Annotated in this window: 14 protein-coding genes; all 14 read left to right on the top strand. The window is 36.4% G+C overall.

The genetic code is table 11. The annotated features are described in order from the left end of the window. Positions 1-3 precede the first annotated feature (3 nt). The 14 genes from NST63_RS04835 to NST63_RS04900 all read left to right on the top strand — a co-directional run bounded on the left by NST63_RS04835 (position 4) and on the right by NST63_RS04900 (position 13,868). Positions 4-1,275, top strand: a complete 1,272-nt coding sequence (locus NST63_RS04835) for a PTS ascorbate transporter subunit IIC (RefSeq protein WP_071975231.1) — start codon at positions 4-6, stop codon at positions 1,273-1,275. 15 nt (positions 1,276-1,290) lie between these two features. Continuing rightward, complete coding sequence (locus NST63_RS04840; protein WP_218958309.1) at positions 1,291-2,034, top strand: sugar isomerase domain-containing protein; 744 nt, start codon at positions 1,291-1,293, stop codon at positions 2,032-2,034. Between the two features lie 235 nt (positions 2,035-2,269). Further along, entirely contained in the window at positions 2,270-3,016 is a 747-nt protein-coding gene (locus tag NST63_RS04845) for an IclR family transcriptional regulator domain-containing protein (RefSeq protein ID WP_180211989.1), read from the top strand. Between the two features lie 65 nt (positions 3,017-3,081). Then, positions 3,082-3,435, top strand: coding sequence for a Na-translocating system protein MpsC family protein (locus NST63_RS04850; protein WP_078110352.1), 354 nt, complete (start codon positions 3,082-3,084; stop codon positions 3,433-3,435). A 252-nt stretch (positions 3,436-3,687) separates the two neighbouring features. Next, complete coding sequence (locus NST63_RS04855; RefSeq protein ID WP_078110351.1) at positions 3,688-4,596, top strand: alpha/beta hydrolase; 909 nt, start codon at positions 3,688-3,690, stop codon at positions 4,594-4,596. A gap of 14 nt (positions 4,597-4,610) precedes the next feature. After that, entirely contained in the window at positions 4,611-5,942 is a 1,332-nt protein-coding gene (locus NST63_RS04860) for an MFS transporter (RefSeq protein WP_180211990.1), read from the top strand. A gap of 642 nt (positions 5,943-6,584) precedes the next feature. Continuing rightward, on the top strand, positions 6,585-6,806 hold the full coding sequence (locus tag NST63_RS04865; RefSeq protein ID WP_078109808.1) for a 4-oxalocrotonate tautomerase: 222 nt from the start codon (positions 6,585-6,587) through the stop codon (positions 6,804-6,806). A gap of 251 nt (positions 6,807-7,057) precedes the next feature. Further along, on the top strand, positions 7,058-7,807 hold the full coding sequence (locus NST63_RS04870) for an IclR family transcriptional regulator (RefSeq protein ID WP_078109812.1): 750 nt from the start codon (positions 7,058-7,060) through the stop codon (positions 7,805-7,807). A gap of 228 nt (positions 7,808-8,035) precedes the next feature. Beyond that, complete coding sequence (locus NST63_RS04875) at positions 8,036-8,500, top strand: flavin reductase (RefSeq protein ID WP_180211991.1); 465 nt, start codon at positions 8,036-8,038, stop codon at positions 8,498-8,500. A 22-nt stretch (positions 8,501-8,522) separates the two neighbouring features. Continuing rightward, the gene (locus tag NST63_RS04880; RefSeq protein ID WP_078109807.1) at positions 8,523-9,995 is read left to right on the top strand and encodes a 4-hydroxyphenylacetate 3-hydroxylase family protein; all 1,473 of its coding nucleotides are present in this window, start codon (positions 8,523-8,525) and stop codon (positions 9,993-9,995) included. Between the two features lie 471 nt (positions 9,996-10,466). After that, on the top strand, positions 10,467-11,018 hold the full coding sequence (locus tag NST63_RS04885; RefSeq protein ID WP_420889538.1) for a 3-hydroxyanthranilate 3,4-dioxygenase: 552 nt from the start codon (positions 10,467-10,469) through the stop codon (positions 11,016-11,018). A 20-nt stretch (positions 11,019-11,038) separates the two neighbouring features. Beyond that, on the top strand, positions 11,039-12,415 hold the full coding sequence (locus NST63_RS04890; RefSeq protein ID WP_078109806.1) for an MFS transporter: 1,377 nt from the start codon (positions 11,039-11,041) through the stop codon (positions 12,413-12,415). After that, positions 12,412-13,422: an amidohydrolase family protein gene (locus NST63_RS04895; RefSeq protein ID WP_078109805.1), complete on the top strand. Its 1,011-nt coding sequence runs from the start codon at positions 12,412-12,414 to the stop codon at positions 13,420-13,422. The genes NST63_RS04890 and NST63_RS04895 overlap by 4 nt, the downstream gene beginning before the upstream one ends. Next, positions 13,419-13,868, top strand: coding sequence for a RidA family protein (locus NST63_RS04900; protein ID WP_078109804.1), 450 nt, complete (start codon positions 13,419-13,421; stop codon positions 13,866-13,868). Before NST63_RS04895 ends, NST63_RS04900 begins: the two co-directional genes overlap by 4 nt. Positions 13,869-13,870: the final 2 nt, after the last annotated feature.

Genomic DNA, 13,870 nt, shown 5'->3' on the forward strand with positions numbered 1-13,870 from the left:
GGTATGCAAATTATCGATTTTATAGTAAACCAAATTTTACGTGAGCCAGCATTATTCTTAGGAATAATCGCTGCTCTTGGATTGATTATACAAAGAAAAAATTTCTCAGATATTATTAGTGGAACCTTAAAGACAGTTATTGGTGTGGTCATTCTAACACAAGGAACCAATATTCTTATTAGCTCGATTACACCATTATCTGATTCCTTTAATGCTCTGTATCAAATTCCAGCGGATAAAACGTTACATCCAATTGGAGCAGATAAGTTTCTTAGTACGTACGGTAGTCAAATTGGGCTTTCCATGTTACTTGCATTTTTAATTAATATTATCGTCGCTCGATTTACACCATTAAAGAATGTCTTTTTAACTGGACATATGCTATTTTGGTTCCCGTTTATTTTTACTGCAATCGCGGTTGAAAGTGGTTTAAAGGGTGCAGGAATTGTCATTTTTGCAACGATCTTTGCAGCATTATACTTTATTATTGCTCCAGCATTGATCAAACCTTTTGTTCGAAAAGTAACAGGCGGAGATTCATTTACACTTGGTCATCCAACTATCGGATTATCTATTGTTTCTGGATTGCTCGGGAAAGTATTTGGGAATAAGGAAAAATCAACAGAGGATATCAAGTTTCCTAAGCAAATTGAGTTTTTGCGTGAAATTACGATTACATCTTCACTTGTCATGTTTATTGTATACATGATTGTTGGCTTATTAATCGGTGGAGATCAAGTAGATAAAATTTTTGGAGATAAAAGCTTAGTAACATTCTCATTATTGCAGGGTGTTTTATTTGGAGCGGGCTTAACAATTCTTTTACAAGGTGTTCGTATGATGCTATCCGAAATTATCCCAGCATTTAAAGGGATTTCAGATAAAATTATTCCAAATGCAGTGCCTGCATTAGACTGTCCAATTATTTTCCCATTTGCACCTAATGCAGTGATTATTGGATTTTTAGTATCAATGGTTACTTCAACGATTACTTTATTTATTATTGGTGGCACTGGCTTATTTCCTTTTGCGATTGTACCGCTAACGATTACATGCTTTTTCGAAATTGGAACAGCGGCAGTTATCGGAAATGGTACCGGAGGATTAAGAGGTGCAATCATTGGATCAGCAGTAGCTGGTGTACTAATGATCCTATTAGTAGGATTTTCAGTTCCATTCCTACAAAATACTGTATCCGAATGGATTCTAGTATTTGGAGGAAATGACTTATCCCTATGGTCAATTATTGCAGGAGCTATTGGAAAATTATTTTAATTGAAGGTGAATGAAGTGACAGATTACATTAAACAATATTTTCAACATGTTGAGACAATCTCGAAGCGTGTTTTGGACACACAGTATGATCGTATCATAGAAGCAGCTAATTCCTTCTCAGAATCTATTAAAAACGGGAACACAATACATGTATTTGGTGCTTCTCATGCGGGGATTATTGCAGAGGAATTATTTTATCGTACGGGTGGTTTAGCAGTAATTAATCCAATCTTAAATCCAACTTTAATGTTAAATACGCGTCCAGTCACATTAACATCACAAATGGAGCGGTTAAATGGGTTTGGAAAAGAAATCTTTCAATCTACTGCTGCCAAAGCCGGAGATACGATTCTCATTCACTCCGTTTCGGGTCGAAACTCTGTTTCTGTTGATATTGCCTTAGCAGCCAAGGAAAGGGGATTAACCACTATTGGACTAACTAATATGACGTATTCTTCGAAGGTTTCTTCTCGCCATAGTAGCAGAAAAAATTTGTATGAAGTAGTGGATATTGTTATAGACAATTGTGGTGACTTTGAAGACTCATCTATGCTACTTGAAGGAATGGATCAAAAAATTGGACCAACCTCAACAGCAATTGGAGCACTTATTGTGAATGCAATCGTTATTGCTACAGTAGATAATTTGATTAAGGCTGGGATTACCCCACCTGTCTTCCATAGTGCCAATGTTGATGGTGGAGATGAATTTAATAAAAAAGTTTTAGAGGAAAATAAACATAATATTCACTATATGTAAGAATGGAAACAGACAATATTTGATATTGTCTGTTTTTTTGTGAGAATAAAGTATAGTTTTTCATTATATAAAAAACCAAAATAAATAGATCTTTAAATTTTTCATATTATGAAATTTTCAAATTGTTCATATTTTAATTCCTCCATTATAATAAACTTAAACTATTTATTTAGAAACTATTTTTATAAGAAAAATGTAAGCGTTATCCTTAATTGGAACATAGGAGGAGGCTAATGTGATCGGAGCCGTAAAGAAAGCATGTCAAATCATAAGTTGTTTTTCAAATGAAAACCCTGCATTAGGGCTCGGAGAGATTGCTGAAAGACTTGGAATGAATGTTAGTACTACCCATCACATAGTCAGTACACTCTGTGAAGAAGGCGTGTTAATGAGAGATAACCGAAAAAAGTATCGGCTTGGATGGAGATTGTTGGAGTGGAATAATCATGTAATGTTCCAGCAAGATGTTTATGATAAAGCGATGCCATTGGTAAAGGAATTGATACATAGATTTAAAGGGATTGCCCATATTGCTATGTTTGATAAAGGAACTGTGGTTTTTGTACTAAGGGTTTCTTCTCAGGATTCTACACCCATTCATACTTATGTAGGTTCAAGGAAACCAGCATATGCTACTAGTTCAGGAAAGGTCTTATTAGCTTATAATTCAACCTATCTACAAGAAACGATTGATAGGGGATTAACATACGAGGCCCCGAATACAATTACAGATATTAATCGATTAAAAGAAGAATTGAAGATGATCAGGAAGAATGGCTATTCTATTAGCAATCATGAAAATTCTGATGGAATGTATGGGATTGCAGCACCCGTTCTTTCATATTCCAAGGAAATTATCGCAGCAGTTAATTTAGTCGGTCCTGCTGCATATATGCAAGGAGATAAACGAAACACAATCATTAAGAGCGTGATGAATACCGCACAATTAATCTCTAAAGAATTGGGCTATATTGAAGTTTAGTTGACTTCAAGGCTTCTACTGTATGTGCAGCATCATATGAAAGAAAAAAAGGATGTGTTTTAAGCATGAAGAGTAAAATTTCAAAGGCATTTGAACTGGAATTCTTAAACTTTGTCAATCACTATATAAAAAGCAATGGTGGGAAAGGTCCGAAAACTACTGAAGTAAGATTTATGGGAGATACAATTGTTTATATTATCCGTGGAATTTTAACAGAAAGAGAAAAAAAGCTAATACAAAGTCCTGAGGGACAAAGAGTAGTGGTGGAAGCACGAAGAGTATTTTTAGAAATGGATAAAGAACATCGAATGGCTAAATTTGAAGAATTTCTCGGGTGCAAAATCCTCGAGAATTATGAATCTTGGAATCTGGAAAAAGATTCGGCTTCAGCTATATTGCTATTGGATAGACACCTTTGATCATTTTATGTTATAAGGAAGGCTGCAAGAAGTAAAGAGTGAATTTTTAGAAAAGTATTTACAATATTTTAATTGTTAGATATAGTTATTAATGTATACAGTTGCTCCTGTATATCTTATATATTTTAAGCAATGGGTGGTCTTTAAAAAGAAAGATAAACCATAGCTGTTATAGAAACCGTTTGAAAGTTGGCGGTTCTATACAGTTATGGTTTTTTTGCTTTTCAAAAACAAATTGGAGGTATTTTGGTGATGGTACAACAAGTGTCTGTAGAGAAGAATATAGTATACGGTAAGACAGAAACGGAATATTTAACGGCCGATCTTTATAGGCCATCATCAAGTGAAGAAGATTTACCTATTTTGGTATTAATTCACGGTGGGGCTTTTAAAACTGGCTCAAAAGAAATGTATATGGAGTGGGGGAGTATGCTTGCTCAAGAAGGTTATTTTGTCATGGCTATTAACTATAGGCTAGCAACACCTAACTACCCCACATATCCAGGAATACTAGAAGATATGGAGCAGGCTATGAATTGGTTAGTTTTTCATGCTAATGAAAGAAAAATAGATGTGGAGAAAATTGGTCTAATTGGAGATTCAGCTGGTGCCTATATAGCCGCTTTCTTTGCTTTAAAATACCAACCATTTAGTTATCAAATACGTTCAGTCATCGGTGTATATGGTGTTTATGATTTAGTAGAGGAATGCGTGAATCCAGTAATCGAGCGTGAAAACAATATGTTTGAATTATTCCTTGGGTTATCATTTGATAAAAATGAGAGGGCTTTCAAAGAGGCGTCTCCAATTCATTACATTGAAGATGCAGTGAAAAGTCCAACTTTTGATACAAGCTTTTATTTAATATGGGGTGGGCAAGATAGAGTCGTAAACCCTAAACAATCCCTACGATTTTACGAAAAATTAAAAGAAGCAAATGTAGAGGTTAAGATTTCGGAAATAGATGATAAAGGTCATTTTTGGTTCAATCTATTACCTGGCATTGAAGGAGGAGGTGTAAATAATTATCCCAATAATACTCTTTATCCTGAGATAGTTAGCTTTCTAAACCAATATGTAAGAATAGCTTGGAGTGGGAATTTCTCGAAAAGACAAATTCATGCATTAGCCAAGATGGAAAATTTGACAATTACAAAGTAAATGGAGGGGCTAAAATGAGCATTAACCCGGAAAATGTATGTCATATCGAAGAAAATCAGGACCCAAAAGTTTTATCTAATAATAAATCTTTAAGTAAACTAATGATTTTAGTTATTTGTATTTGCTGGTTGGCTATTTTTATTGAAGGTTATGATTTAGTAGTTTATGGCGTCGTTTTGCCAAAATTGATGGATATAAGTCAATGGGAGTTAACCTCTACACAGGCTGGGGCTATGGGAAGCTATGCATTATTAGGGATGTTTATTGGATCTTCAGTAGGTGGTGTACTTTCTGATAGATTTGGAAGAAAACTAATATTAATTATCTCTTTTGTCATATTGTCGATTATGATGATTTTGACAGCTATGGCTAATTCTCCAGAAATTTTTGCTATCTATCGGTTTATAGCAGGATTAGGGATAGGTGGAATTGTTCCAGCGGCTTCTGCTTTAACTACTGAATATTCCCCGCCAAAATATCGTTCATTAGTATATGTTTTAATGTACACAGGTTTTGCTTTTGGGGGTGTAGCGGCATCACTTTCAGGGATGCTTTTTATTGATCGTTTTGGCTGGAGATTTTTATTTTGGTTAGGTGCGATACCCATTGTTCTCGTGCCGTTTATTTTGAAATATTTACCGGAATCTATAAAGTTTTTACAGGCAACGAATCAAATCACTAAAGCAAAGAATTTGATTGAGAAATATCATTTATTCGATGAATCAATTAATAAGGAAGATAAAAGTGCTTCAAATGGTTTCTTAAGTATTTTTTCAACACAATATTTTCTTTCAACAGTATTATTCAGTTTCATTTATATTATGGCATTCTTATTAATTTATGGGATGAATACATGGCTTCCAAAAATTATGCAGCAAGCCGGATATCCGATGAACTCTAGTCTGATGTTCCTGCTATGTTTTAACCTTGCAGCTATCATTGGTGGAATTATTGCCGGAGCTGCAGCGGATAGAATTCGACCTAAAAAAGTAATTAGCTTCACATATTTGTTAGCAGCTTTAAGCATTGCATTACTCAGTATAAAGTTTAATATAGTGATAATGTACACACTCATTGCTATAGCAGGGTTTGGAACGACAGGTACAACCTTTGTTCTTGCAAGCTATGTAATGAAAAAATATCAATCACACAACCGTGCAACAGCAATTGGGGTATCATCAGCAATTGGTAGATTAGGTGCAGTTGCTGGACCAATCATTGTTGGGATCATCATGGCTATGAATGTAGGATTACAATTCAATTTTTATTTGTTTGCAGTAATCGCGTTAGTTGCTTCTATAGTAATTTTATTTATACCTTCTAATGATTCTAATGAACAAATGTAGGTATATATAAACTTTATGGAAAAATATATCTCAACTGTTTTGACTATCGATTTGAATGGTGAAGACAGTTATTTTTTTTAGTGAAAAATACTACTAGATTTTCATAATATGAAAAAAGAATAATGTATGAGCAATAAATAATTATTACAGTTAGAGTGGGCAATTGTGCATGGAGCTGAAGAAGAACGAAAAAATTATCTGCTTTTTTTGATGGATCATTTCTCAAACATTGTTGCTATTTAAGTGTAAAGTTCGAATCAATAAGCGATAACAAGAGAGCGATTGATTACCGTGAAGGTTGAAATTGCGTATGTACGGTAATTAAAGGGAGTGTTTGATTACCGTGAAGGAGGAAATTACGTGTGAACGGTAACTAAAGAGAGTGTTTAATTACCGTGAAGGACAAAAATGCGGTGGCATGGTAACCAAAGAGAGAGATTGAATACCATGGAGGTAGAAAATACCAATTCATATAGCTTATACCTTTCAATTCACGGGAAAAGAGCGGCAATTTTCATTAGAAATGCGTGTAAAAACAGGCAGAAGGGCTTTTACAAGAGCAAAAAAAAACGAAGACAGCCTTTCCTATTTTGTTAATGGTGGTAAATTAATATTCTTAAAAAAGTGTAAGGAGTTAGTAAAATGCCCATCATACAAGTTCAAATAATCAAGGGAAGAAGTAAGGACAAAATAAATAGTCTGATAGAAGACATAACACTGGCAACGGTTAAAAATCTATCAGTAAATGCTGAGCAGGTAAGGGTCTTGGTAAATGAAATCCCTGATACTCATTGGGGGGTAGGTGGTACGACAAAAGCAGAATTGGATCGTAAAAAGACGGAACCATTCATTCGAAATAATTGACAATGTACCGTTTTTTCAAGTAGCATATATTTAGTTTTGAATATTCTAACAATATATCCGGGAGGTTGATGGAAAATAATTTCTTTTCTTAAAGAGTAGTGAACAGCCAATTTAAATGATACAAGACCTCTATGAAACTCAGCATGAAATAATAGATTTCTCAGTATGAGTAATGAGTCTAACCAAATCGTAATCTCTTAGAGTTAAAGGCGAAAAGGTAGATAAGCTATATGGTGGGGAAGGGGAAAAGTATGATTGGATCAGTTCTTAAGGTTTGCAAAATTCTCGATTGTTTTACAAATGATGAACCATCATTAGGAAATTCGGAAATAGCAGCGAAGCTTAATATGAGTCCAAGTACTGTACATCATTTAGTAAGCACGCTCTATAAGGAAGGAATTTTAATAAAGGATAGTCGAAACAAGTACAGGTTAGGCTGGAAACTGCTTGAATGGAGCAGTAGTGTGATGTATCAACAGGATATATACAATGAGGCTAATCCGTTGGTTGGGGAATTAGTTAAAAATTTTAATGGAGTAGCACATATTGGGATGTTAGATGAGAGAGGGAATTTCGTCTTTGTTTTGAAAATGGCATCACGTCATGCAATTGAGGTTCCGACTTATGTTGGAGAAAGGAAGCCTACGTATTGTTTTAGTACAGGCAAAGCCTTGCTATCATGTAAGCCAAACTTACTTCAAACAACTCTAACACATAAATTAATGCAACGAGGGCCTAATACGATTACCTCTATTGAACAGTTGAAAAGCGAGATCGATGATATTCGTAAAAAGGGGTACGCAACTAGCAATAATGAAAATGAATTTGGCATTTATGGAATCGCTGCACCAATTAAATCTTATTCGGGACAAACCGTTGCGGCACTTAATATGGTTGGTCCAATTGCTTATATGCAAGGAAACCAACATCAAGTAATGATTCAAAGTATTATGAGTACTGCTAAGGATATTTCAAAGGAATTGGGATATATTGAAATTTAATGTAAGCGTTAACAAAATAATGAGGTAAAAAAGGAAAATCTAATGACTATAGATTTTCCTTTTTTATATGTTATGGATTGTGACAGAGTAAAGCCAATCAACTTGATAATGTTAAAATATTTTATTTGCATCCCATATTATGAAATTTTCCTAATTTTATTACATTTTAATTATATACAATGTGATCGAAAGAAAGTTGATGGTTATCGATTGAAGGGAGGGGTCAAAATGGACGTGCGTGAGCTAAGAAATTGCTTTGGACGTTTTGCTACTGGGGTGACCGTTGTTACTTGGAATGGAGATGATGGAGAGCGGTATGGAATTACAGTTAATTCTTTTACATCCGTCTCTTTGGACCCACCACTTATTCTAGTTTCCATTGATCGAAAGGCGAAGGCGTGTAGTGCCCTAAAAGGTCGCCCATTCATTATTAATATTTTATCAAAAAAACAGGAGGAGCTTGCATGGCAATTTGCAGGTCGACCACAGAATGGTTTGGATATCGAATGGGAAGAAACAGAAATTGGTCCGAAGCTAAAGCATACATTAGCAACGATTGAATGCACAAGTTGGAAGGAGTATGAGGCTGGTGATCATATTTTATTCCTTGGAAAGGTGTGTCATTCTTCGTATGAAACAGGAGAAGGATTAATTTTTTATCAAGGGAAGTTTTTACAAACGAGTGAAGTGTAATGATCATTAAAGGAGGATTTATATGGGAATTCGAACAGGTGCACAGTATATTGATGGATTAAGGTCCCGCACGCCAGAGATTTGGTTAGGGGGAAGAAGAGTCATGGATATTGTTAATGAAGATAATTTTAGGCAGCCTATTCGGGAAATTGCCAAACTCTATGATATGCAGCATAGCCCTGAGTATCAAGATAAAATCACAAGTATTTGTGAGGATACGGGTGAGCGCGTGTCAAACGCCTTTATCGTTCCAAAGAATTATGAAGATTTAATGAAGCGCAGAACATTGTTTGAAGTTTGGGCAGAAGCGACGTTTGGTTTAATGGGACGAACACCCGATTTCCTGAATACGACCGTTACTTCAATGGCAAGTAGTCCAGACTTTTTTGCACAATATAATCCACAATGGGCTGAAAATATACAAAACTATTATAAATACATTCGTGACAATGATTTGTTTTTAACACATGCTTTGATTAACCCTCAAAATGATCGCAGTAAGCCATCCCATCAGCAAAAGGATATCTTTACACATTTGGGTGCTGTTGAGGAGACCTCCGAGGGGCTTGTGGTTCGCGGGTCAAAAATGTTAGCAACACTTGCACCGATTACCGATGAGGTCATTATTTATTCCTTCCCAGGATTTAGGCCAGGGGATGAACGTTATGCACTAGCATTTGCCATTCCGATTGACACGCCGGGGCTTCGAATTTTATGTCGTGAACCAGCACAGGATGGTAAACGTCCATTAATTGATCATCCACTTGCATCAAGATTCGAGGAAATGGATGCAGTGCTTGTATTCAATGATGTAGTTGTTCCTTGGGATCGTATTTTCCTTTATAACAATTGTGAAGCGGCAAATCAATTATATTCCAAAACAGGATTAAGTCAGAATACTCATCAAAACGGGGTCCGAGGACTTGTAAAATTAAAATTTGCGACGCAGGTAGCAGCAAGAGTGGCGGATGCAATTGGGGTGGACGGATTTTTAAATGTGCAAACACAACTTGGTGAATTAGTCCAATCAGTAGAAACCATTCGTGCCCTACTGCGAACTGCAGAACGTGAATTTGAAGTGAATGCACGAGGTGAAGCAATCCCAGCATCGATTCCGCTAGAAACGATTCGTGGAATTTTACCGAAGGCTTACCCAAGAGCTATTGAAGTCATCCAAACCATTGGAGCCGGCGGTTTACTTTTATCACCAACAGCAAATGATTATCAGCATCCTGAATTACGCGAGGATTTTGATAAGTATTATGGTGGACGTGAGGGAGTTTCTGCAACAGAAAGGGTTCAGTTATTTAAGCTTGCCTGGGATCTTTGTGGTGAGGCATTTGGTCAAAGACTTGTCCAATATGAGCGGTATTATTCAGGAGATCCTGTCCGTAAACTCGGGATGTTCTATAGTAATTTTAAGAAAAATAACGAATTTACAATGGTGGATGACGCATTGAAGGGAGTAATAGAATCCGAAGTAGAGGTTGGGTAAGCAACGGATTTCTGAAGTGAAGGGCTTATAAGGCAAAAAGATATGGCGTGGGGAATTAATTATTTTTCACGCTCATTTGAATTGCTTATGTTAATGAAAAAATTCAGTTGAAAATTCTATAAATTTCATATTGTGAAAAAACTGAATATTCAATTGTAAGTGTTTTCATTATAGTTAATGACATAGTACAAAATACTTCGGCAAAGGAAGGTGAATCACTTAATAGGAATAAAGGAAAAAGGTTGTTTTGGCAATTGTTCGGGCATTGATTTTTCGAAATAAAGGATGTTTTTGTAAAGTGTGTTGCTTTTGTAAAAGCCAAACTGCCGGTTTGTACACTAATAAAGGTGCAGCTTTTCTCAGAGTAATTTAAAGGTGTAGCGATTTTAAAACGTTATTAGTTACAGCTTTATTAAAAATCAACAATGTTTGAGAGAAGAGCCAAAATAAATGAGTAGGAGGATTATGATTATGACCAAGTCGACTATGAATAAATTAAAGGCATTTAACCTATTAGGGTGGATTGAGGAAAATAAGGATCAGCTTAAACCACCAGTGAATAATAAAGTACTTTGGGAAGACTCTGAGTTTATTTGTATGATCTTAGGCGGACCCAATCGACGTCGTGATTTCCATGTAGATCCTTCAGATGAATTCTTCTATCAAATTAAAGGAGACTGCTATGTTGAAGTGATTAATAATGGCAAACGTGAAGTGGTAACGGTAAAGGAGGGAGAGGTATTTATGCTTCCTGCCATGGTCCCACATTCTCCACATCGTATTCCTGATACGTATGGACTTGTTATTGAACGAAAGCGTGATCAAGGTGAACTAGAAGATTTTGTTTGGTTCTGTGACAAGTGTGATAAGGAAATGCATCGGAAACGTGTGCAGCTCACTGATATTGAGACACAAGTAAAAGGAGCTATTGAAGAGTTTAATAGTAGTGAAGATCTTCGAACATGTGAAAACTGTGGACATGTAATGTCAGAAGAGGTAAAAGAATGGAATCCTGAACAATAATACGAAAGGTAGGACGGACTATGCGTTCAATTAATGCTTCAGAGGTAATGGCTAGGAGTAAATTTAATCGTTTCCATTTAACCGTATTTTTTGGGTGTGCATTCGGAATTATTTTTGATGGCTATGATTTAAATATGTATGGTGTCGTCCTACCTGCTTTAATGAAGGAATGGAATTTAACTGCTATTGAGGCAGGATTAATTGGAAGCTATGCCTTACTTGGCATGATGGCCGGAGCTTTTTTGTTTGCGCCACTCGCTGATAAGCTCGGTCGTAAAAAAGTTTTGGTTATATGTATCTCTCTATTTAGTGTCGCTACAATATTGACAGGATTTGTCACAGGACCTACCCAATTTTCCATCTTACGTTTGATAGCTGGAATTGGTTTGGGAGGGTTGATGCCGAATGTTATTGCATTAATGACCGAGTATTCGCCGAAGTCAATTCGGGGAATTCTAGTTGCTACCATGTATTGCGGATATGCGATAGGCGGTATTTTAGTTTCGTTGATGGGGATATTTGTTCTTCCTGATTTTGGGTGGAGAGTGTTATTTTGGTCAGCGGGCGTTCCTTTACTCTTTCTTCCACTATTTATAAAGTACTTTCCAGAGTCTATGAGCTTTTATATTTTAAGAAAACAAAATGCGAAGCTTTGTGACATCCTGAATCGAGTGGATCCAGGGCAGAATTATTCGGAAAATGATGAGTTCCAATTTGAAGAGGAAAAAGAACGTGCGAAAGGCTTTCCAGTTAAAAAGCTATTTGAAAGCAAACGTGCACGAAGTACATTTATGTTCTGGCTTGCTTGCTTTAGCTGCTTAATTATGGTTTATGGACTAAATACATGGCTGCCAAAGCTAATGATGCAAGCTGGGTATCCGTTAGGCTCTAGTTTGTCTTTCATGCTCGCTTTAAATATTGGTTCCATTATCGGATCTATCTTCGGCGGCTGGCTTGCTGATCGTATCGGCTCGAAAAAGGTATTAGTGATGTTTTTTATTCTAGGTGCAGCATGCTTTGCTTTATTGGGACTTAAAACGAATCTTCTCTTTCTTTATACATTAATTGTAGTTGGTGGTGCCTGTACGATTGGAACGCAAAATATAGCTAATCCATATATCGCTGAGTATTATCCAAAAGAAATGAGATCAACTGGTATTGGCTGGGCATTAGGTATGGGGAGAATAGGTGCATTATTAGCACCTACACTTGGAGGAATCCTGCTATCGAAAAATCTCCCTCTTCAAATAAATTTCCTTGCCTTTTGTATTCCATGTATTCTTGGTGGTCTAGCAATATTACTCATTCAAAATAAGTACGGAAGCTTTGATAAAAAAGTCATTGAAAACAAGCATTCAATTGAAGAAACCATTTTTGAAATGGAGGGAAAGGCATGAGAGTTGATTTTCATACACATATCATACCTGAAGACATTCCGAATTTCGTTGAAAAATTTAGCGGTGAACGCTGGCCAACGTTAGAAAAAACATGCTCTTGCGGGGCAAATATTATGGTGGCTGGGAAAGTGTTTCGTGAGGTGACTGATCAAGTATGGAGTCCTGAAAAAAGGATAAAGGACATGGATGCTGAGGGTGTTGATATCCAAGTATTATCTCCTATTCCAGTAACCTTTTCCTATTGGGCGGAACCAGAAGCCGCAGAAGAAATGTCGCAAATCCAAAATGATTTTATTGCTGAGACAGTGAAACAATATCCAAATCGTTTTATTGGACTGGGAACAGTCCCACTGCAGGATATTGAAGCTTCTATCAAAGAAATGGATCGGTGTATACATAAGCTAGGGTTAAAAGGTATTGAAATTGGATCGAATATAAATGGGAAAAATTTAGATGATCCTTCATTTACAGCTTTTTTTGAAATGGCAGAGAAGTGGGAAGTGCCACTATTCGTCCATCCGTGGGAAACATTAGGCAAGGAACGGATGCCGCGCCATAATTTCATGTATACGGTTGGGATGCCAAGTGAAACGGCTTTAGCTGCTGCTAGTTTGATTAACGGTGGGGTCATGGAGAAGTTTCCACGATTAAAGGTTTGTTTTGCACATGGTGGCGGCTCTTTTCCATATATTTTACCGCGTTTAGACCAGGGATGGAAGGTATGGCCACATTTGCGATTAACAAGTCAGCCACCAAGTCATTATGCGAAAAACTTCTATTTTGATTCTTTAAACTATGACCCTCTAAATCTTAAGTATTTAGTTGATCGTTTTGGATATGACAAAATCGTTATGGGATCAGATTATCCATTTTTACTAAGAGAAATCCCACCAGGTAAGGTAATTGATGATACCGTTCAACTTACAGAAGAGCAGAAACAAGCAATTTTAGGCAAAAATGCACTCGCCTTTTTAAATATCGAAATAAAGGAAGAAATTAAACGATGAGTACACCAGAAGAAAAGCTACTAGAATTAGGTCTTGTGTTACCGCCATTACGTCCAACACTTGGCGGATATGTAGGCTGTGTAAGAACGGGTAATCTATTGTTTACAGCTGGGCAGGGAGTGGATGAGTATCACGGAAAACTTGGTCGAGATTTAACAGTAGAAGAGGGGTATTTAGCAGCTCAACAATCCATGCTGAATCTATTAAGTGTGGTCAAAAATGAGATCGGTGAACTAAGTAAAATAAAGCAATTTGTCAAAGTACTCGGAATGGTTAACAGTACAGAAGAATTTACAGATCATCCTAAAGTAATGAATGGGGCAACAGATTTACTTTTGAAGGTGTTTGGCGAAAGAGGGAAGCATGGGCGTTCTGCAGTAGGAATGGCTCAACTACCCAATAATACAGCCATTGAAATCGAAATGGTAATTGAGATTGAAGATTAGGA

Origin of the sequence: Heyndrickxia sp. FSL W8-0496, from assembly GCF_038007825.1 — a bacterium.
Taxonomy (GTDB): Bacteria; Bacillota; Bacilli; order Bacillales; family Bacillaceae_C; genus Heyndrickxia; species Heyndrickxia oleronia.